Origin of the sequence: Acutalibacter sp. 1XD8-36, from assembly GCF_009917525.1 — a bacterium.
Classification (GTDB): domain Bacteria; phylum Bacillota; class Clostridia; order Oscillospirales; family Acutalibacteraceae; genus Acutalibacter.
The window spans coordinates 272,983-291,547 of record NZ_QZDU01000003.1 but is presented as its reverse complement, the minus strand read 5'-3'; the positions used below and the strand labels follow the sequence as shown (position 1 = coordinate 291,547).

Here is an 18,565-nt window from a genome sequence, read left to right as displayed (position 1 = left end):
AATTCTCCAGAGAATCATCGGGAATATCATTGACCGCCGCAGTGATGTTACTGATAATCCCCATCTCCACTGCCAGCTTGAACAGCATCTCGCACACATCTTTGCCGAGGGAACGCACCTCGCTCTTGATTGCTCCTGCCAGCATGGGAGCCAAGTAATTGATGTTTTTCTGCTGCCGTAGATACCCGATGTAGAACTCAACCGCCTTGCAAACGAAGTCGCCTTTCGAGGTGGCATTTGCCGCTGGCAGCATTTCCTCAATCTCCGTGACCATTGACGGCCGCATCCAGTACGCATATTTTTGCTTTTTCTCGCTCAAAAGCTCTCCTTTCTGACCGACCCCTGATTTCAGAGGCCGATAATCTTTGATTTTTCCCTACCGACCGGCTCTGCCGGACGATGTGAACCGCGCAGTAGACCCCGCGCTTTAACCTGCTTGTCTTTTTGACCGTTTTCTAAGCCCTTTGAGGCTGGATATTCTTCCATAATCTTGCATATTTCTCTTTGCTTTGATATGGTGGCTGCTGCCTTCACAAATCACCACAAATGCCTCAAAACGGCGTTCTGGGCCGTTTGCCACTACTTCCTCGACTCCAGCCCAAATCGCCTGACACGGCTCTCACAAGGGCCATAAGCGCCTACCTCGCTGTCTGGCACTCGTTGTGGTACTTGACCGCTCCATAAATGGGAAGAATTGTGAAAATCAAGTTACCATTCCGAACTTGGCCGCTGGCGCTCTCATACTTTGTAGACTCCGTCAGGATAAGTGTTTTGTACTCCAACTCCCGCACATATTTCCTCACTGTGTTCTCGCTCATACCCACAGCTCGACCGATAGTTTTGTAGCTAGGCCAGCATTGATGCGACTTCCTGCCCTCGCAGTACATGAGGTAGGCATAGACAGCCAGCTCGCCTGCTGACAATCCCAAACTAAAAATTGCATTTGGCAGAGGGAAGAAGTTCTTTGCTCCGCTGCATGATGCTTTCAAAAAATTACTCATGTCCAATACCTCCTGCCTGTTCCTCGACCCAAGTGAGGAATTTTTCTTTGGGAACTACCAAGCGCGAACCGATTCGCAGCACAGGAAAACCATCCTGATGCAATAACTCGTAGGCCCCAGCCATGGAAATCCCTAAGACTTCTGCCACTGTTTTCGCATTGAGAAACAGTGGCAGTTCGTCATAGCTTTTGAACTTTGATTGAACCACTCCGCACCTCCTAAAAAATGTCTTGACTTTTCTGTTTGCTTGTTGTAGACTAATTTTTAAAGACAGTTTGATTTTCCGGCCATCTTATAGTAACACATGGCAATTCATTTGTCAAGGACAATTTCAAAAATATTTTTGGCTTTCAAAAGGAGCGTAATCAGAATGACTGAATACCTATTCTACACCTACTTTGAAGAGGGGCGGGAATATTTCGTTTACAAAGATTTGACGTTCGAGCGCTCGCACAAAAAAGAAAAAGACTTCCCATTTCTGGAAAGCCTTTTGCGGTTTACCTATTTGGACATCTGGCCTATGGAGGATCTGTTTAAGAAAATGGACAAGGCGCTGCTGAATTTTTATCGGGAACGTGACTTCGATTCGCAGGATACTGTGATGAGCGCTCTGGGGGAGCTTGCGAAAAAACACATCTATTTTGAGTTCCTACGCCTCGACTGGCAGGCGCGTTTCCGATATATGGATCACCACCCGGACGAGGACGTGTACAAATATCTTCCGCACAAGCAGCTACGCCACATCCCCAGCGACCTTGACACGCTGCAAAAACAGATCATGCGCTTGTTCCAAGATGTACTGGACATCGACGACGGCAAGAAGAAACCTGTGCATGAAAAGCTGCAAGCCTACCTCGACAAGGAAAAAAGAGAACCGCTCTATGCCTATCAGTTCAGGCCAATCTCCACCATGTATGAGCGAACCGGCAACGGTACTTTTGCCGAAGTCCTCCACCCAACCTCCCTCTCCGACCTCGTTGAGTTCTCCCTCCGCGAGTGCGTCAAGCGGCAACAACGTATGCGTATCTGCTCATACTGTGGAAAGTATTTTGCGATTCCCCGGCGCAACACGGCGGAGTTTTGCAACCTGACGGTGGATGAGAATGGACACACTTGCCGTGAGGTCGGTGCGGTAAAGCGCTGGGCGGAAAAGAAAAACTCGGATGAGTTATTTAGGGAGTACCGGAGGGAGTACAAAAAGAGGTTCAACTGGATTAAAGCCGGGAGGATTAGCCCCGGCGCGTTCTATGCTTGGAGCGCTACTGCGAAGGGTAAGCGTGACGAGTGTGCTGCCGGGAAAATGACCTTTGAGGAATTCAAGGAGTGGCTCACTCAATCGTAAACCGCTTTTCTTTAGTTTAGCGGCGCAGATTTTGAGAGACTCATGCGTTTTACGAATGAGTCAGTAGCCTACCTTATCCCCCAAAACTCCCCCAGCGTCACCATACATATCTATCATAAGAGAATGCAAAAAATGTTCTTACACCTGTGCGGCAAGGCAGAGTTTATTTCCGCAAAATAACCGAGTGCCGCAACATATTTTCTCAATGCAGAAACTCCTATTTCAAGGCACTGGTGGAAAAACTGCGGGTCTTGTCGCTTCGCGCGGCTCGTCAAACCCAGCCGAGAGCGCCCACCCACAGTCTCCATGATATATCATCTGCCGTGTCATGCCGCCGTCGATGCAGATATTCTCGCCGGTGATAAATCCCGCCTTGTCCGAACAGAGGAACAACGCCATATTAGCGATATCCAGGGGGGTGCCCACCCGCCCTGCCGGGTGCTGAAGGGCATCGGGGCCGGTGTATTGCGTATAACTCGTATCGATCCAGCCCGGCGAGATGGCATTGACTCGCACCCTGCCCGCAAGGGATACCGCCATCGCGTGGGTCAGGGCGGAAATGCCGCCCTTCGCCGCCGTGTAGCTCTCAGTCTGGGGTTGGCTCATGCGGTCCCGGGAGGAGGAGATATTCACCACCGCCGCGCCGGGGGCGAAGTGGGGCAGGAACAGCTTGGTAAGGTGGAAAGGCGCGGTGACCCCTACCCGCAGGGCATAGTTGAACTCCTCAAAGGTGCAGTCGTCAATGCCTCGCATGATGGGCAGGGCGTTGTTGATAAGATAGTCAACATGACCAAAATCACGGATAACTTTTTCGGCAAAGGCCGCGAGAGTCTGCTCGTCGCCCACGTCACCGGTAAAATAGTCGTTGGGCTGCTTGTCGATGATGCACACTGACGCGCCCTGGACCCTGAACTCCTCCGCGATAGCCTTGCCGATACCCTGTATGCCGCCGGTTACGACAGTTACTTTGTCTTTGAACATGGTTTTCCTCCTAATTTTGATGTATTGTTTTTGCTATGTTCGCCCGCGCCCACTGTATCATGAGCACACAGTCTTTCATGCGCATGGTACAAAGAGAGGTCTCCTCCCTTTCCGTACCGCAGGCGCTGGTGCCGTACTCCTTTTGCAGGCGGGCAATGGTTTCAATATAGCTATCTTCAATGCCTGTCAGCCGTACGATAATGGCGAAGGTTACGGCGAACACGTCGCATAGGGTAGGTTCCCCCAGGAGCTTTGGGAGTCCGACCGCCAGCTCCTCCGTGCCGGCAAAATCCTCGCCCAGCTCCTCCCGATACGCCTCCAACAGGGCCTCCGGGCAGTTTAGACCAGCTTCTCTAGCTTTTGCTGCAGCCCGTAGTTTCTCCACAATACATTCGCAGCTGTTCTCACGCATAGCTCCCCTCCTCCACCGGCAGCTTCTTTTTGAGAAAGCGCCGGAAATAAACCGCATTGGTAACAGCAGTCAGTATGTCGGAAATCGGCTCCGCCAAAACAACGGCAAACACGCCCCATCTCAACACATTGGGCAGGATGTAGATCAGCGGGATAAGCAAGATCACCTTGCGGTAGAAGGCGAAGAAGAAGGACTTCCCTCCCTCCCCCAGGGAGTTGTAGGTCTGCTGGAAGGTGGAGTTGGCTCCGGTGGTGAACACGCCGAAGATGTAAATTTGCAGCATTCTGCCGCCCAGATCTACCAGCTAGGGGTCGGAGTTAAATATGCGAATGAAAAGCTCCGGGAACAGCACCACGACTGCCGTGACTATCACAGTGAAGATGGAGTTGGCGGTCAGCGCCAACCGAATGATGGCCCGCACCCGGTGATAGGCCCCGGAGCCGTAGTTGTACCCGATGATGGGCTGGGAGCCCTGGGCCACGCCCTCCACCGGCAGCAGCACGAACTGGAACATAGAGAACAGAATTGTCATGGCCCCCACGGCCAAATCCCCACCGAAGGTGTAGACCTGCCGGTTGAAGCACACGTGCAGCACACCCTCAGAAGCACTCATGAAGAAGGGCGCGGAGCCCAGTATGATGATCTGCTTGAGGGTTTTCCAGTCGGGCCGCAGGTTTTCCCGCCGCACCCGCAGGGTGGGCTTTTTCCCCATCAGGAACAGGAGCACCCACACAAAGGACGCCATCTGGCTGATGACCGTGGCAAGCGCCGCCCCGGCCACGCCCATGTGCATAGCAAAGATGAACAGCGGATCCAGTGCCATATTCAGCACCGCGCCCAGCATGGTGGTGATCATGGCGGTCTTGGCGAAGCCCTGAGATGTGATGTAGTAGTTCATGCCAACTGTAATCTGTACAAATATTGTACCTACAATGTAAATAGTGAGGTAGCTGTCGGCGTAGGGCAGGGTCTGGTCGCTTGCGCCGAAAATGCGCAGGATAGGGCTCTTGAGGGCAAGCACACCCACAGTAATCAGTACAGAAGTAATGAGCAGCATAGAAAGGCTATTGCCCAGGAATTTCTCGGCGGTTCTGTTATCCTGCCTGCCCATGTGTATCGCCGCATGGGGCGATCCGCCTCGCCCGAACAGACCAGTAAAGGCGGTCACCACCGTGACGATGGGCGCGCAGATGCCGATTGCCGCCATTGCTATCGCCCCGTCCTGCATTTGGCCGATGTAGATGCGGTCGACGAGGTTGTAGAGCAGGGTCACTATCTGGGCGCAGATAGCGGGGAAGGCTAGAGACCACAAGAGCTTGGGTATCCTCCAGGTGGCGAGCTTTTGATTTTCCACTTTTATCACTCCTGATTTGAGTCTATGACACCATTATAGCAGATTTTCTGAGCGAAATCAGCGGCTTATTTTAACGCTATGTGTGGCGAATTGTAACACGCTCCAACGAACGCATGAGAAAATGCCACACCACATCTTAGCTTTTGCCCTTGTGTTTCTGCCCATAAAGTTGTATAATCTGCCCAATACCACACAAGGAGGGTACTCTCATGAACTACAGAACACTGGGCCGCACCGGCATCAAGGTCAGCGAGATTGGGCTTGGTAGCGAAGCTTTTGTGAACCAGACCGTTGAGTATGGCATCGACCTGATAAACGCCGCCATTGACGCCGGGGTCAACTATTTCGACCTCTACAACCCTGAGCCCTACGTCCGGGACGCTTTCGGCAGGGCTATGGAGGGCCGCCGGGAAAAATTCGTCATGCAGGCGCACCTGTGCTCGGCCTGGGTGGACGGTCAGTACAAGCGTACCCGGGATATGGCAGATGTAAAGCCGGCCTTTGAGGACCTGCTTGCCCGGCTGAAGACAGACTGCATAGACGTGGGTATGATTCACTATGTGGACGAGCAGAGGGATTTTGATGAGGTGTTTGGCGGGCCGGTCATCGAGTTTGCTAAGGAGCAGAAAGCTGCCAGGCGCATTAAGCATATCGGCATAAGCACCCATAATCCGCGCATTGGAATCCAGGCGGTGAAGTTCGGCGTGGTGGACGTTATCATGTTCAGCGTGAACCCGGCTTACGATATCGTGCCGCCCAATGAAGATGTGGATATTCTCTTTGAAAAGTCCACCTATGAGCTTCCGGACGTACTATCCAGCACCGACCCGGAGCGCCAGGATCTGTACAGCCTGTGCGAGAGCCAGGGCGTTGCCATCACTGTGATGAAACCCTACGGCGGCGGGGCCCTGCTCAAGGCGGAGGAATCCCCCTTCGGCGCGGCCATGACCGTCAACCAGTGCCTGCACTACTGCCTGACCCGGCCCGGGGTGGCCACGGTTTTGGCGGGGGCGCATGATAAGGAGCAGCTTTTGCAAGCTGTGGCGTACCGTGACGCAAGCGACGAGGAGAAAGACTACGCAAAACTTCTTAGCAGTTGCCCGGCCCATCCCTTTACAGATAAATGTATGTACTGCGGCCACTGCGCGCCCTGTACGGTTGGTATCGATATTGCCACGGTGAACAAGTTTGCAGATCTGTGCCAGGCCCAGGGCACGGTGCCGGAAACCGTTCGGGAGCATTATAACGCGCTTGCCATCAAGGCCGGGGCCTGTATTGGCTGCGGCCAGTGCGAGGCCCGGTGTCCCTTTGGGGTGAAGATTGTGCAGCATATGCATAAAGCCCAAGAGCTTTTCGGGGCGTAAGCATGAGCCTCTCCATGAAAAACTCCACTGTTGACATGACCCAGGGGCCTATTTTGAAAAAGTTGGTGGTCTACTCAATCCCGGTGGTCTTGTCCGGGATATTGCAGCTGCTTTTCCGCACCGCTGATTTAATTGTGGTGGGCAACTTTACCGGCTCGGACGCTTTGGCGGCGGTCAGCGCGTCAGGGCCGGTGTCGGGGCTTATCATTACGCTGTTTATGGGGTTATCGGTGGGTGCAAACGTAGTGGCGGCCCAGGATATGGGAGCGAAAAGGATGGCGGATTTCCAAGAAACGGTCCACACCTCTATTGCCCTGTCCCTGGTGCTGGGTATCTTCATGACGGGTCTGGGTATGCTCTATACTGACTTTCTTTTGCGCCTGCTGGGCACTCCGGAGGATATCCTGCCTCAGGCAAAGACTTACCTATGGTTCATCTTTTTGGGTGTGCCGGGAACTATCGTGTACAACTTCGGCGCGGCAATTCTCCGGGCAGTTGGAGACACCCGGCGGCCCATGATATTCATGCTTATTGCCGGGGTATTGAATTTTGCACTGAACCTGCTGCTTGTAGCCGGGTTCCATATGGGTGTGGAGGGCGTAGCAATCGCCACCTCCCTGTCTGAAACGGTGTCGGCGGCGCTGGTGCTCTGGGTGATGTTGCGCAGCGACGCTGTCTACAAGCTGGAGCTGAAACGGCTGAAAATCCACAAGGACAAACTTGTGCGCATTATAAAGGTGGGCCTGCCCGCCGGGCTGCAGGGCTCCGCCTTCTCCATATCATACCTGCTGGTACAGTCCTCCATCAACTCCCTGGGCGCTACGGTCATGGCGGCGGTAACGGTGGCCTGGAGCATCGACGACTTCTGCTATGTGAGCGTCAACGCCCTGGGCCAGGCGGCAGCAAGCTTTGCCGGACAGAACTATGGCGCGAAGGAATATGGCCGCATACGGCAGGTGTATCGGTACAGCATGGCGATGGCGGCAGGAATATTGGTGGTGCTGGGCATAGGTTCGTATATTTTTGAGCCTTGGCTGTTCCGCATATTTACTGGCGACCCGGCGGTCATTACAGTTGGCAAAGAGCTGATGTTCCTCATTGGCGTGTTCGGGTTTGTCAACGGCACTATGGGCATTCCTTTCAACGTGGTGCGGGGCATGGGGCGCTCGGTGTTCCCGATGGTGAGCGCGCTTATCTGTATCTGTGTGCTGCGGGTGGTGTGGGTGTGTACAGTGTTCGCTTGGTTCCACACGGTGACGGCGCTGTTCCTGTGTTTCCCGGTAGCAAAGGGGCTGACGTCGGTGACGGGGATATTATACTACCATCACATCATGAGAAAGTTAGAAAACGAGCCTGTATAGTAAAAAAGAGGGACGTTCCCGCAGGAGCGTCCTTCTTCTCATTCTACATCATTCTCGATCTCCCGTATCACCCTCGCCGGAACCCCACCTACTAGAGAGTTATCCGGCACGTCCTTCGTCACCACCGCACCGGCGGCGATTACCACATTATTCCCGATGGTCACCCCCGGCAGGATCGTCACGTTGCCGCCAATCCACACATCGTTGCCGATGGCGACTGGCTTGGCGATGCCCAGGTGCTTTCTTCGGCCCATGGGCGTAAGAGGGTGGTTCACCGTGGATATCATAGTGTTGGGCCCAATCATCACATAGTCTCCGATATGCACCGGCGCGATATCGAGAATCGTCACATTATAGTTCGTAAGAAAATTCTTCCCCACATGGATGTTCAGCCCATAGTCGCAGTTGAACCCGGTGCCCACGCTGGGGTCGCTGCCTGCGGAGCCGAACAGCTCTCGAATCAAAGGCTCCCGGGCAGACTCGTCATCCATGGGCATGGCGTTGAGCCTTGCGCACATATGGATAGCCCGGAGCTTGCGGGCGTTCACCCCCTTGTCCCAGAAATCGTACTCCAGACCCGCGTCCAGCTTTTCTACCTCTGTCATGATGATGCTCCTTATCTCAAAATTTTGCGTATAGCTGCCTCGTCCACCCAAGGGAGCAGCTCTTTCAAATGGCCCAGCACTCTGCCATAAGATTCCTTCTGGGTATGGGCATAGACATTCTTGGTGAACGCCTCACCCATGAGTTTTTCCGGCGTGGAATACTCCGCCACGCCCCAGCCATACTGCTTACCGTGCTTGTCCTGCTTATACTTAAAATCGCTGATAACCACATAGCACTGGGCCTGCAGCCGTGTGATAATTCCCTCAAACCCCTTCTTGCCTCCCTTGCGGTACTGTCCCTTGTCCCGCAGGTCGCCGGTCATGACAGGCACGGTCTCATCCAGCAGGTCGTAGAGCTCCTTATCCCGGAAGGGCGCAAGGCCGTCGTCATACCGGGCGTCGAAGTCGTAACCGTCCCGTCGGTAGTTGGCGAAGTCCGGGAACCACTCCCGGCTGATGAACGCCGCCTTCTGCTCGAAGAATTTGCCGTAGGCGCAGCCAGTCTCCCGAATGACCGGCCCCTTCCACTCCCAGGGGCCCTCCTCGCTGCCAAACCAGATGGCGGGGTCAACGTTCTCCTCCACCGAGAAACCGGGGATGGAGTTCTCGAACAGGGGCAGAAAGCCGCAGCGCTCTACCGCGTCTACCAGGTCTTGTTTCGTTTTGATGGTGAATCCAAGTTGACCCATTTTATACCTCCCGCAAAAGCTCCACCCGGTCAGTCAGGCGGTGCTCAATCTTATCAAATAACGCTTGGGGAGTTTGACACGCCCTTTGTCAAACTTGCAGTTTGGAAAACTGCTGTACACCAACCAAAAAGCGTTTTGGTTTCCGCTCTGTTCGTCGTGCTGTGTACATTACCCCACAAAGGGCACAACGCCCTCCACCGCGTCCGCAGCGGTGATTACCTTATCGCCGTTGTCGATGTCGATAAGGGTGTACCGGTCGTTGCCCATGCCCAGCTCCTTCATGTAGCTGAGCTGCCGGTAGCCGTGGCGGGTCTCCATGCGTTCTACCAGAGCGTGGCGGTCTTCCTCCTTCATGGCGTGTATCATGTCAACAGAAGCCTGGTCGGCAGCAAGGATGTCAACAGACGCCAGAATACCCACGTTGGGCGTGACCACAGGCTGGGCGCCCACGCCCTCGCAGTCGCAGGACACGGACATATTCCGCAGGACGTTCACATAGGTGATATGCCCGCCGAAGTAGTCAATCGTAGCTTTAGTGGACTCGGTGATTTTTTCCATTAGCTCCTCCTGCACCACGCCCCAGTCGTTGCCGTCCTTGGCATGGATCATCCCCTTGCCGATGCGCCCGTCCGCGCAGCCGATGCCGATGTTCTTGTTGGACCCGCCGAAGCCGCCCATAGTGTGGCCCTTGAAGTGAGTCAGCACCACCAGGGAGTCGTAGTCGTTCTGGGACTTGCCCACGCTCATCTCCGTGAACCACTTGCCGCCCTTCACCGGCAGCATAGTGGTGCCGTGCTCATCGGTAATGTCCACGGTGGTGAAGTCCGTCCAGCCGTTGACCTTCAAGGTCTCCCGGTGTTTCTCGGTGGTGTAGCGGTCGCCGTCGTAGAAGGTGTTGGTCTCGATGATGGTGCCCTCAGGCAGCTCGGCCTGCATGAACTCCTTCACCCAGGCGGCGGGGATGATGTTGGGGCCATTGGGTTCGCCGGTGTGGAGCTTGACGGCCACCTTGCCGGTGATGTGCTTGTTCACCCGCTCGTAGACCTTTTTCAGCCCCTCAGGGGACAGGTCACGGGTAAAGTAGACTACGGACTCTGGGCCAGTGCGCTCGCTGTATGGGATGTAATTCTGCCCGCCGGTGCCAGCGGTTATTATCTCTGACATGATTTTCACCTCTCCAAAGGATTTTGTGAGTTTATTATAGCATAAATCCGCATTGAGTTTTGGCCGCATTTTTGCGAAGCAAAAACGAGCGCTTCGCGCGAAGGGCAAAAACTCGTAATGTACGCCTCGCGTATATTATAGCACATGGCAATAAGAAATGCACTGGTATTTTCTCATTTTTTGTGTGGCAAATATTTAGCCAAGCTACGGAACGGCTTAACATTTGCCACAATCAATCTTAACTTTAACCGTTGCGGACCCTCGCAGGAATTGTTAAAATCATCTCAGTTACATTTGAGGAGGCAATTCCCATGACCGAGAAAAAATCCGTAAAAGGCTACCTAAGTTATTCGTCCATCTATTTCTTCTACTTTTTCGCTATGGCCGTCTTCGGCTCCATGCTCAGCGTGTACCTGTCCGGCAGCGGCAAGACCACCGGCGAGATCTCCCTGATTGTCTCAGCCTCCGGGCTGTTCACCATGATCGCCCAGCCGTTTATCGGCGTGCTGTACGACCGCACCGGCTGGCGCAAAAGGCTGAGCGTCATTCTACTGGTGCTCTCTGCCGCCACCGGGGTGGTGTTCGGCTTTACTCAGAACACGACGGCGCTGTTCGCACTCAACGGCCTGTCCATGGCGTTCCTCAACAGCGTCAACCCAGTATGCGAGCAGCTTGCCTCCTCCAGCCCGTATCGTTATGGTGTGCTGCGGCTCTGGGGAGCCGTAGGGTATGCGGTGGGCACCCAGGCAGCGGGCATGATTTTGGAGTTGGGCGCATCGGTTCTACTCTTTGTGCTGTTTGCCGTAACGTCACTTATTACCTGCTTGAGCTTCCACCTGACCGGACTGAAAGACGCCGCCCCGGTGGTGAAATCGCCCGAAAAGCAGTCAAAGGAAAAGGCCGCGCTTACCCTGCCGCTGGTGCTGTTCGCGGTGTTCTGCTTTTTCTTTTCCGGCCTGACCGGGGCCAGCGGCACCTATGTACCGCTGCTTTTGCAGGAAAAGCTGGGCACGTCTTTAGCGGGCACGGTGCTGTTTCTCGGAACGCTGATGGAGATACCCGTCATCTTCCTCTCCGACCGGTTCATGGATAAGCTGAACGGCAAGCAGCTCCTGGCGCTGAACGCCCTGTTGCTGGTGGCGCAGACCGCAGCCTATAGCTTTTCCGGCAGCACTGTCTTAATCTGCGCTGTGCTGATACTTACAAAATCTGTCACCACTATGCTGTTCATCATGGTGACGCTCAAGGTGGTGATGACCCTCACCGGCGGCAAGTATGCCACTACAGCCCTAAGCGTGATAGCAACAGTAAAGTCGCTGGGCGGGGTGGTGCTGACGAATCTTGCCGGGCAGTTGGCGGAAAATGTGAATCTACAGAAGATGTTCAACGTGTTCTTCTGGGCAGCGGCAACGCTGCTGGCGTTTAGCTTTGTGATACGCATTCCGGCCAGTCAAAAGAGTTATTTTGCCGGGGAAAATGGCCGTCTATAATGACTTAAGTTTCTGCATATTCTGGTGTCACACATTAAAATTCACCACCCAATACCTTAATATTTGCCGCTGACTTCCCTGCAAAATCCTGCTATAATACAGACATAGAAAGCAAGAAGCCAACAAAAGCCTCCCACAAAAAATATAACATTATAAAGGAGATACCTACCATGAAAACTACCGCTAAGAAACTCACCAGCACCGTCAAGACCGCCTACCACGACCTCCTCTCCCACCGTCAGAGCGCCAACTACGAGCGCTTTATGCAGCAGAAGGCTGACGTGTTCCAGGTCACCGACGTGAAAGATCAGGCTATGTTCTGGGTCATGAATTGAGCAGATAAGCAGGCAGAACGGCACCGCATTTTGGGCGGCGTCGTTTGCTATGAGGAGGGTATACATATGAACGAGACCAGAGCCGCGCAAAAAGCCCGGCAGCAGTTACTAACAGAGGGTAAGCCTTATCGAAAAATTATCACTTTTTCCGTGCCAATCTTGATTGGCAGCCTGTTTCAGCAGTTTTATAGCATGGCGGACGCACTGGTCATCAGCCGTACTCTGGGTGTGGAGGCTTTCGCCGGGGTCAGCAGCACCGGGAGCATCACATTCCTGATCTTAGGCTTTGCCCAGGGCCTTACCGCCGGGCTTGCCATCTCCATCTCCCAGAGCTTTGGGGCCGGTGACCATCAGGCGGTCAAGCGGCACTATGTACATAACCTTATCATTAGTTTAGCTGTGGTGGTCCTGCTCACCGCCCTGAGCCTGCTGGGCACCGATTGGCTTTTAGCGGTCATGCAGACCCCCGGCGATATTCTCGGCTATGCCAGGGACTATCTGACCGTAATTTTCGGAGGCATGGTCGTCTCCATGCTGTACAACTTCTTTGCCAATACCCTTCGGGCGCTGGGTGACAGCAGATCGCCGCTGTACTTCCTGTTCGTGGCCTCAGGGCTGAACATCGTGCTGGATATCGTGCTTATCCGATTCACTCCGCTGGGCGTGGCGGGCGCGGCATGGGCCACGGTGATTTCCCAGGGTGTGTCCGGGGTGTGGGTCATGGCGTTCCTGCTTGGGAAAAAGTCCGTCTTGCGCATACGGCATGAATACCTTGTGCCTAAAGCAAAAACGGTGGGGCAAATCATGAAACTGGGTCTCTCCCCCTTTTTATGGAGGTATCCGAGAGCGCCATGCTCGCCTGCTTCAACAACCAGCTCCTGCGATTCGGCGGGGACTTGGCAGTGGAGAGCATGACGATTCTTTTCTCCCTCCTGGACTTCATCTACCTGCCCATCAGCGGTATCTCAAAGGGCGCCCAGCCCATCCTCAGCTACAATTACGGCGCGGGGAGATATGACCGGGTACGCAGAACACTGCGCCTCTCGCTTATAGTGGGCACAGGCTTTTCCCTTATAGGCTCACTGTTCATGATGACAGTCCCACGGCCTTATATCGCCCTGTTCACCTCTGACCTGGCCCTGCTGGACACCGCTGCAAAGATGCTCCCGGTGTACATCGCGGGCAATTGCGTGCTGGGGGCCAACACCATCTTCCAGCAGAGCTATAACGCCTTGGACGAGGGAATCAAGAGTTTTTTCTTCGCGTTCTTTCGCAAAATGATTTTGCTGATACCATTACTGTACATTCTCCCGGCGGCGCTCCCCAAGTGGGGCGTGATGTCCGTTGTGTTGGCGGAGCCGGTGTCGGATTTTCTCACCACCTGCGCGAACAGTGTTGTGTTCATGAGATTTGTTAAGAAGAAGGTGCCGAAACAAGTATGACTGTTTCATCTTGATATGCTCACCACAGCAATATTTTCTCATCTCTTTTTCTTTGTTTAGCGGCGCAATTTTTGAGGTTCCTACTTGCTCTTGCCTTTTGCGTTTGGTGTGCCTGACCCACTTTCTGACCCAGAACCGGAAAAACTCGGTGGAGCGGACAGGGGCAGACCTTCAGGTTTTGATCGGATAATCGAGCAAAAAGGGTGAGAAATGCTTAGAAACCGCTGGAAAAAGCGGCTCACCACAGCTCATAACCCGAAGGTCGCAGGTTCAAATCCTGCCCCCGCAACCAAATTTTCAAGACGGTTTCCAGCGTACTTTTTGCGTGGAAGCCGTCTTTTTTTTACGCCTACTCCTAAGGCACCACTGCCGCAAATCATTATTACATAAGGAGGCCCAACATGATTAAACTGCCGAAAGAGGTGATAGGCCGCGTTCAGTCCCTGGGGGAGGCCGGGCGCTGCTGGCTGGAGCACCTGGAGGATATGGTGCGCGTTCTGGAAGCTAAGTGGGGGATTACAGCCGGGGCGCCCCTCTCCGGGAGGACCCACGGCCTGGTCGCCTTTGCGGACGGGCGGGACGGCGGGAAGTATGTCCTCAAGGTGGATGTGCCGGAAGACCCGGAGCTCGCGGGCTTTCTCAGGGAGGTGCGCACCCTGGAAATAGCGGACGGGCGGGGCTATGTAAAGCTGTTTGCCTATGACTTGGAAAACCAGGCCTGCCTTTTGGAGCGCCTGGGGCCTGTCCTGGGCAGTATGGGCCTGCCTGTAGATGAACAGATAAGGGCCATATGCCGCACATTGCAGGACACCTGGGAAATCCCTGTTGAGAACCCCGGGCTCCTGTCAGAGGGCAGGGAGAGCGTGGAGTGGTTCAGGGGCCATCTTACAGGCAGCTGGGAGAGGCTTCACCGCCCCTGTCCGAAGGAGGTCATAAGCCGCGGCCTCCTCTGCCTGGAGTCCAGGGAGGAGGCCCTTGAAAAATCGCCCCATGTGCTTGTCCACGGCGACGTCCATTCCAACAACACCCTTGCCGCCCCCGGCGGCGGCTTCCGCCTTATCGACCCGGACGGCCTCTACTATGAGAAGGCCTATGATTTGGGCGTACTGATTCGGGAATGGATGGACGAATACCGCCCGGACCCTGTGAAGCTGGCCCAAAAAAGGTGCGGCTTACTACACGAGCTCACAGCCGTCCCTCTGCGGGACATTTGGGACTGGGGGTATTTGCAGACGGTGTCCACAGGGCTTGTGCTGATACAGGTGGGCCAGGGGGAATACGGAAAAGCCATGCTGGAGCTCGCCGGTGAGTGGGCGCGCTCTGGCATGGCTTAAAGGCTTAAAAAAGTAGGGAGCTTAATTTTAGGCGGGTTCATGGGGAAATACCAGGCCCTCTTCCTCCTCAATACTCAATATCCATCCACGTCCCCGCCCGGGCGGACTTCATGGCGGTCTCAATCACAGCCAGGGTGTTGAGCCCGTCTATGCCTGTGACTATCGGCCTGCGGCCCTCCACTATGGAGGCGATGAACTCGTCTATTACGCCGCTCTTCAGCTGGTGCTGGTTGGTGCTGATGCTCCCCACGGTATACTTTACCTGGGTGCCGTCCCGCATTTCAAGGACGATATCGTCGGCGTAGTCACCGAATATCTTCATCACGCCCTTGCTGCCGTATATGGTGCTGCCGTTGTCCTCCGCGCCGTAATTTGTCCAGCTGAAGTGCATTATGCCCGGCAGGCCGTTTTCCATGTTAAAGAGGCATACGGCGTTGTCCTCCAGGGCTATTAGCTCCCCGGTCTCATCCCGCTTGTCAAGGGTCGTCATGGTGGTGAACACGTTCTTTATCTCAGAGTCTGTGAGGAAGCGTATCAGGTCTATCTTATGGGCCCCCAAGTCACCCATCACGCCGAAATTCGCCTGGTCCTTTTTGAAAAACCAGGTGTTATTTCCCGCGTCAATACTCCAGTTCTCAGGGCCGGAGTGCTTGAAGTTGCACTGGAAAAACAGCAGCCTGCCTATGGCCCCCTGGTGCAGCAGCTCGTGGGCCTTTAAGTGGGCCCGTATCAGCCTTTGGTTGTGGCCCAGCATCAGGTTTTTGCCGGACTGCCTCTCCGCCTCCAGCATACGCCTGGACTCCTCCAGGCTCAGCGCCATGGGCTTCTCGCAGAGCACATGCTTCCCGGCCCTCAGCGCCCTTATAGAAGCGTCGGCATGGGTGACGTTAGGCGAACATACGCTCACCGCGTCCACGCTCCCATCCTCAAATACCTCCTCAAGGCTGCCGTAGGCACGCCCTCCGTACTGCTCGCAGAGCTCCCTGGCACGCTTTTCATCAGTGTCGAACACCCCGGCTATCTGGGCGCAGGGGTTTGCGTCATATTCCGGCAGGTGCCGGCGCTGGGCGATGGCGCCGCCCCCTATCACAGCCACGCGGACTACAGGCTTCATGCTTTTTTCCTCCCTGGGTCATTACATTTTTGCTGTGTAATATTATAACACAAAATCCGGGCTTTTTCAATGGCTTTCATGAGCGCCTTCTTCTTTAGTAATGCTTAAAAGCTCTTGACAACTGAAAACCAATCAGATATACTAAATTAAAGTTTAGCATATACACAGTTTCACGGATTAAATATGTGCTATTTAAAACTATTATAATCAGCAAAGGTGGTAGCATGGCGTTTGTACCGTTGACGAAAACCGAGGAAAAACTTATGCTGTTCCTCTGGGAGCAGGACCGGCCCCTCACTGTGAGCGAAATGCTGGATTTACTGGACGAAAGGGCCTGGACGAAAAATTACACCAGGGATATCGTGCGCTCCCTTAAAAAGAAGGGGGCCATCGCCATGAGCGGGCTTATACACAGCCGCACGAACTTTGCCCAGCAGTTCCTGCCGGGCATGACCAAGGCCGAATACTACGCCGGGCTTGCCAGGCATAACGGGGTCTCCTTAGGCGAGCTGTTCCGGGCCGAGGCCTCCGCCATGGCTGAGGGCGGCAGGGGCAAGGAGCTGGACGGGCTCATCCGGGAGCTTGAGGGGGCTATTTGGGAGTGCCGGGGTGAGGTCGGGAGAGGAAGGGCATGAAGACCCCGCCCTGCACGCTGCGGGCAATGAATGCCACGTAGCGCCCGGTCCTGGTGTCGTACCAGTCGGAGAAGGGCACCCGGGTAGCGGTCTCCCTGACATACTTTGCCACAGGCGCCAGCAGCGCACGGCGCACGGACTCCTCGGGGGCCATGGCCGCGCACCAGCATATCCAGTCGGACTTGGTATAGTCTGCCCGGGAGTCCAGGGGCAGGCCGTAGGTGTTGATGTGCTCAAGATAGCTCTCAGTCTCCCTGCGGTAGAAGTCCTCGGGGAGCAGGTCCAGCCCCAGCACCCGGTCCCACGCCAGGTTATACTTCATGCTCCAGCCCTTTTTGTCGAAGGTCAGGTATGTGCCCTTCTCCCCGGCGGCGCGGCGCTGCCAGCTTTCAGCCAGCTCCCGGGCCTTCTGCCGGTACTCCGCGCCTGCCTGTTCCCTTCCAAGCCGCTTTTGCAGCCGCCCAAAGCAGGCTATGCCCACAATGGCCTTTGCAGCCAGGTTTACGTTGCGGGCCAAATGCCCGGCGAAGTCGTCGGTGCAGAGCTGGCTGCCCGGGTCCTCGCCGTACTTCAGCAGGTATCCGGCCCACTTCTCCAGTATCGGGGAATATTTGCGCAGAAGGCCGTCCGAGGCGCCGTAGTGCAGGGCTGCCTCCAGCATAATCAGCATGTTTCCGCACTCCTCCACAGGCATCTGGTACTTGTCAAGATAAATCTCTGTTCCCGCCGGGTACTGATATACCGGCGGGATTGCCGCGCCCTGGGGGATGTCCATGTCCAGGGCGTAGGCCTGTCCTGTGGCGTAGGGGTAGCGGCCCACGTCATGGGGGGCAAAGTCAAACTCCCATACAGGCATGGACGCGAACTCCAGCACAGGGCGGCACAGGGCGTTCACAAGCTCGGGACAGAACTCCAGGAACAGGGGCGCGGAAGGATAGCTCACGTCCACCGTGCCGATACAGCCGTTGGAGTCGTTCTCCTTTGAGAGCAGGGCCAGCTCCCCCTCCGGGGTGGCAATCAGCTTATGGGCGGCAAAGCTGTGCCTCCAGGCGGCGCAGGCTATCTCCTGGTAGTCCCTGCCGCCTATCTCCCCCGCCCTCTCCAGCACCCGGGCGTCCAGGGCCTCACAGCGCTCCACCAGCCGGTCATGCCCGGTGAAAAACTCCTCCAGCGCCTGCCGGAAGGTCTTGCCGCCCCTTGCGTACCAGGCCCTGCAGGGCGTGCCGAAATAGTTCACCGAGGCTATATCGTCGTACCCCAGCAGGGCAAAGGCCCTCTTAGGCTCATTGCCGGCCTCTGTCTCCCAGCTGAAGTCCGCTCCGTGGGCAGAGCTCGATACCGGGCAGGAGGAGGCCATATAGAAATACCCCCAGTCAATAGTGATATGGTCCGCGGAATGGCCCAATATGCACTGGCGGGACCTGCCCAGGTAGGCCACGCCCATCTCCCCCGCCCTATAGCTGTGGGAGAATATCTCTGGCTCCGTGGCGCCGTCAAAGCAGATACGCCGGGAGACCGAAAGGCTCAGCTGCGTTTTGTGGGCCGCGCCGTCCTCCGAGGCAATCTCAAAGTCCGCCATGGTGATTGGGGTGGAGAGCACATCCAGGTCGTCGGGCAGAGCGCAGCTGCGGAAGGCCGCTTTCAGGCTAACGCCCCCTGCAAGATAGGTAAACTCGGTCTTTGTGGGGGTGACGGTCACCCCTTGTACAAGGGCCCTGGCCTCGCCGCCGTTGCCAAGGAAGCGGTAGCGCTCACCGTCCACTGTAATAAAGCCGCTGACGGGCTTTTCAGCCCCTGTCCAATGGACCGCTGTGCAGTCGTTGGGAAGGTCCCCAGGGAGCCAGACGGAAAAATATGGGTCCTCCACGATAAGTGGTATGGCGGGAAGGCGGTCAAAGTTTTGCATATGGATTCCTCCAGTGTGAATTTTTTGTGGGCGCGT

21 protein-coding genes are annotated in these 18,565 nt (G+C 55.4%); 9 read left to right on the top strand and 12 right to left on the bottom strand.

Annotation, left to right across the window (positions count from 1 at the left end; all coding sequences use genetic code 11):
* From D5270_RS07985 to D5270_RS16735, 3 genes are all read right to left on the bottom strand, one after another.
* Positions 1-319: hypothetical protein (locus D5270_RS07985; RefSeq protein WP_166543602.1), on the bottom strand; the 319-nt coding region annotated here is incomplete at its 3' end.
* A 319-nt stretch (positions 320-638) separates the two neighbouring features.
* Entirely contained in the window at positions 639-1,001 is a 363-nt protein-coding gene (locus D5270_RS07980; RefSeq protein ID WP_166543601.1) for a helix-turn-helix domain-containing protein, read from the bottom strand.
* The gene (locus tag D5270_RS16735; RefSeq protein WP_166543600.1) at positions 994-1,209 is read right to left on the bottom strand and encodes a helix-turn-helix domain-containing protein; all 216 of its coding nucleotides are present in this window, start codon (positions 1,207-1,209) and stop codon (positions 994-996) included. Before D5270_RS16735 ends, D5270_RS07980 begins: the two co-directional genes overlap by 8 nt.
* A 162-nt stretch (positions 1,210-1,371) precedes the next feature.
* On the opposite strand from D5270_RS16735, the gene D5270_RS07970 reads away from it, so the two are divergent.
* Entirely contained in the window at positions 1,372-2,343 is a 972-nt protein-coding gene (locus D5270_RS07970; RefSeq protein ID WP_166543599.1) for a DUF6076 domain-containing protein, read from the top strand.
* Between the two features lie 222 nt (positions 2,344-2,565).
* On the opposite strand, the gene D5270_RS07965 is transcribed toward D5270_RS07970, so the two are convergent.
* The 4 genes from D5270_RS07965 to D5270_RS07955 are packed head-to-tail and all read right to left on the bottom strand — an operon-like array spanning position 2,566 to position 5,090.
* A complete protein-coding gene (locus tag D5270_RS07965; RefSeq protein WP_166543598.1) occupies positions 2,566-3,324 on the bottom strand; it encodes an SDR family oxidoreductase in 759 nt (252 codons plus the stop codon).
* Between the two features lie 10 nt (positions 3,325-3,334).
* On the bottom strand, positions 3,335-3,736 hold the full coding sequence (locus tag D5270_RS07960; protein ID WP_166543597.1) for a hypothetical protein: 402 nt from the start codon (positions 3,734-3,736) through the stop codon (positions 3,335-3,337).
* Positions 3,729-4,019 carry a hypothetical protein gene (locus tag D5270_RS16590; protein WP_207709327.1) on the bottom strand — a complete coding sequence of 97 codons (291 nt, stop codon included), beginning with the start codon at positions 4,017-4,019 and terminating at the stop codon, positions 3,729-3,731. The genes D5270_RS07960 and D5270_RS16590 overlap by 8 nt, the downstream gene beginning before the upstream one ends.
* Positions 4,020-4,040: 21 nt before the next feature.
* Positions 4,041-5,090, bottom strand: coding sequence for an MATE family efflux transporter (locus D5270_RS07955; protein WP_207709326.1), 1,050 nt, complete (start codon positions 5,088-5,090; stop codon positions 4,041-4,043).
* 209 nt (positions 5,091-5,299) lie between these two features.
* Here D5270_RS07955 and D5270_RS07950 point away from each other — a divergent pair, with 209 nt between their 5' ends.
* Complete coding sequence (locus tag D5270_RS07950; RefSeq protein ID WP_166543596.1) at positions 5,300-6,454, top strand: aldo/keto reductase; 1,155 nt, start codon at positions 5,300-5,302, stop codon at positions 6,452-6,454.
* 14 nt (positions 6,455-6,468) lie between these two features.
* Complete coding sequence (locus D5270_RS07945) at positions 6,469-7,815, top strand: MATE family efflux transporter (protein WP_166543595.1); 1,347 nt, start codon at positions 6,469-6,471, stop codon at positions 7,813-7,815.
* A gap of 38 nt (positions 7,816-7,853) precedes the next feature.
* Here D5270_RS07945 and D5270_RS07940 read toward each other — a convergent pair whose 3' ends face one another.
* From D5270_RS07940 to D5270_RS07930, 3 genes are all read right to left on the bottom strand, one after another.
* Positions 7,854-8,420, bottom strand: a complete 567-nt coding sequence (locus tag D5270_RS07940; RefSeq protein ID WP_166543594.1) for a sugar O-acetyltransferase — start codon at positions 8,418-8,420, stop codon at positions 7,854-7,856.
* Between the two features lie 11 nt (positions 8,421-8,431).
* Positions 8,432-9,109, bottom strand: a complete 678-nt coding sequence (locus D5270_RS07935; protein WP_166543593.1) for an AlkZ-related protein — start codon at positions 9,107-9,109, stop codon at positions 8,432-8,434.
* Positions 9,110-9,277: 168 nt separating this feature from the next.
* On the bottom strand, positions 9,278-10,273 hold the full coding sequence (locus tag D5270_RS07930; protein ID WP_166543592.1) for a DUF362 domain-containing protein: 996 nt from the start codon (positions 10,271-10,273) through the stop codon (positions 9,278-9,280).
* Between the two features lie 311 nt (positions 10,274-10,584).
* Here D5270_RS07930 and D5270_RS07925 point away from each other — a divergent pair, with 311 nt between their 5' ends.
* From D5270_RS07925 to D5270_RS07905, 5 genes are all read left to right on the top strand, one after another.
* Positions 10,585-11,763, top strand: a complete 1,179-nt coding sequence (locus tag D5270_RS07925) for an MFS transporter (RefSeq protein ID WP_166543591.1) — start codon at positions 10,585-10,587, stop codon at positions 11,761-11,763.
* Positions 11,764-11,933: 170 nt separating this feature from the next.
* Positions 11,934-12,098, top strand: a complete 165-nt coding sequence (locus D5270_RS07920) for a hypothetical protein (protein ID WP_166543590.1) — start codon at positions 11,934-11,936, stop codon at positions 12,096-12,098.
* A 66-nt stretch (positions 12,099-12,164) separates the two neighbouring features.
* A complete protein-coding gene (locus D5270_RS07915; protein ID WP_166543589.1) occupies positions 12,165-13,013 on the top strand; it encodes an MATE family efflux transporter in 849 nt (282 codons plus the stop codon).
* On the top strand, positions 12,929-13,540 hold the full coding sequence (locus D5270_RS07910) for an MATE family efflux transporter (RefSeq protein WP_166543588.1): 612 nt from the start codon (positions 12,929-12,931) through the stop codon (positions 13,538-13,540). Before D5270_RS07915 ends, D5270_RS07910 begins: the two co-directional genes overlap by 85 nt.
* A gap of 401 nt (positions 13,541-13,941) precedes the next feature.
* Positions 13,942-14,874 (top strand): aminoglycoside phosphotransferase family protein, encoded by a 933-nt coding sequence (locus D5270_RS07905; protein ID WP_166543587.1) that lies wholly within the window; start codon positions 13,942-13,944, stop codon positions 14,872-14,874.
* 67 nt (positions 14,875-14,941) lie between these two features.
* Here the strand turns inward: D5270_RS07905 and D5270_RS07900 are convergent, their stop codons facing one another.
* Entirely contained in the window at positions 14,942-15,988 is a 1,047-nt protein-coding gene (locus D5270_RS07900) for a Gfo/Idh/MocA family protein (protein ID WP_166543586.1), read from the bottom strand.
* 224 nt (positions 15,989-16,212) lie between these two features.
* On the opposite strand from D5270_RS07900, the gene D5270_RS07895 reads away from it, so the two are divergent.
* Positions 16,213-16,623, top strand: coding sequence for a BlaI/MecI/CopY family transcriptional regulator (locus D5270_RS07895; RefSeq protein WP_166543585.1), 411 nt, complete (start codon positions 16,213-16,215; stop codon positions 16,621-16,623).
* On the opposite strand, the gene D5270_RS07890 is transcribed toward D5270_RS07895, so the two are convergent.
* Positions 16,580-18,529 carry a glutaminase domain-containing protein gene (locus D5270_RS07890; RefSeq protein WP_166543584.1) on the bottom strand — a complete coding sequence of 650 codons (1,950 nt, stop codon included), beginning with the start codon at positions 18,527-18,529 and terminating at the stop codon, positions 16,580-16,582. The genes D5270_RS07895 and D5270_RS07890 overlap by 44 nt on opposite strands.
* Between the last annotated feature and the right edge of the window lie 36 nt (positions 18,530-18,565).

Excerpts from the sequence above, each read along its gene's own strand:
- D5270_RS07980 (WP_166543601.1), bottom strand. The coding sequence starts at position 1,001 with ATGAGTAATTTTTTGAAAGCATCATGCAGCGGAGCAAAGAACTTCTTC.
- D5270_RS07970 (WP_166543599.1), top strand. The coding sequence starts at position 1,372 with ATGACTGAATACCTATTCTACACCTACTTTGAAGAGGGGCGGGAATAT.
- D5270_RS07965 (WP_166543598.1), bottom strand. The coding sequence starts at position 3,324 with ATGTTCAAAGACAAAGTAACTGTCGTAACCGGCGGCATACAGGGTATC.
- D5270_RS07960 (WP_166543597.1), bottom strand. The coding sequence starts at position 3,736 with ATGCGTGAGAACAGCTGCGAATGTATTGTGGAGAAACTACGGGCTGCA.
- D5270_RS16590 (WP_207709327.1), bottom strand. The coding sequence starts at position 4,019 with ATGCTGCAAATTTACATCTTCGGCGTGTTCACCACCGGAGCCAACTCC.
- D5270_RS07950 (WP_166543596.1), top strand. The coding sequence starts at position 5,300 with ATGAACTACAGAACACTGGGCCGCACCGGCATCAAGGTCAGCGAGATT.
- D5270_RS07945 (WP_166543595.1), top strand. The coding sequence starts at position 6,469 with ATGAAAAACTCCACTGTTGACATGACCCAGGGGCCTATTTTGAAAAAG.
- D5270_RS07940 (WP_166543594.1), bottom strand. The coding sequence starts at position 8,420 with ATGACAGAGGTAGAAAAGCTGGACGCGGGTCTGGAGTACGATTTCTGG.
- D5270_RS07935 (WP_166543593.1), bottom strand. The coding sequence starts at position 9,109 with ATGGGTCAACTTGGATTCACCATCAAAACGAAACAAGACCTGGTAGAC.
- D5270_RS07930 (WP_166543592.1), bottom strand. The coding sequence starts at position 10,273 with ATGTCAGAGATAATAACCGCTGGCACCGGCGGGCAGAATTACATCCCA.
- D5270_RS07925 (WP_166543591.1), top strand. The coding sequence starts at position 10,585 with ATGACCGAGAAAAAATCCGTAAAAGGCTACCTAAGTTATTCGTCCATC.
- D5270_RS07920 (WP_166543590.1), top strand. The coding sequence starts at position 11,934 with ATGAAAACTACCGCTAAGAAACTCACCAGCACCGTCAAGACCGCCTAC.
- D5270_RS07915 (WP_166543589.1), top strand. The coding sequence starts at position 12,165 with ATGAACGAGACCAGAGCCGCGCAAAAAGCCCGGCAGCAGTTACTAACA.
- D5270_RS07910 (WP_166543588.1), top strand. The coding sequence starts at position 12,929 with ATGGAGGTATCCGAGAGCGCCATGCTCGCCTGCTTCAACAACCAGCTC.
- D5270_RS07905 (WP_166543587.1), top strand. The coding sequence starts at position 13,942 with ATGATTAAACTGCCGAAAGAGGTGATAGGCCGCGTTCAGTCCCTGGGG.
- D5270_RS07900 (WP_166543586.1), bottom strand. The coding sequence starts at position 15,988 with ATGAAGCCTGTAGTCCGCGTGGCTGTGATAGGGGGCGGCGCCATCGCC.
- D5270_RS07895 (WP_166543585.1), top strand. The coding sequence starts at position 16,213 with ATGGCGTTTGTACCGTTGACGAAAACCGAGGAAAAACTTATGCTGTTC.
- D5270_RS07890 (WP_166543584.1), bottom strand. The coding sequence starts at position 18,529 with ATGCAAAACTTTGACCGCCTTCCCGCCATACCACTTATCGTGGAGGAC.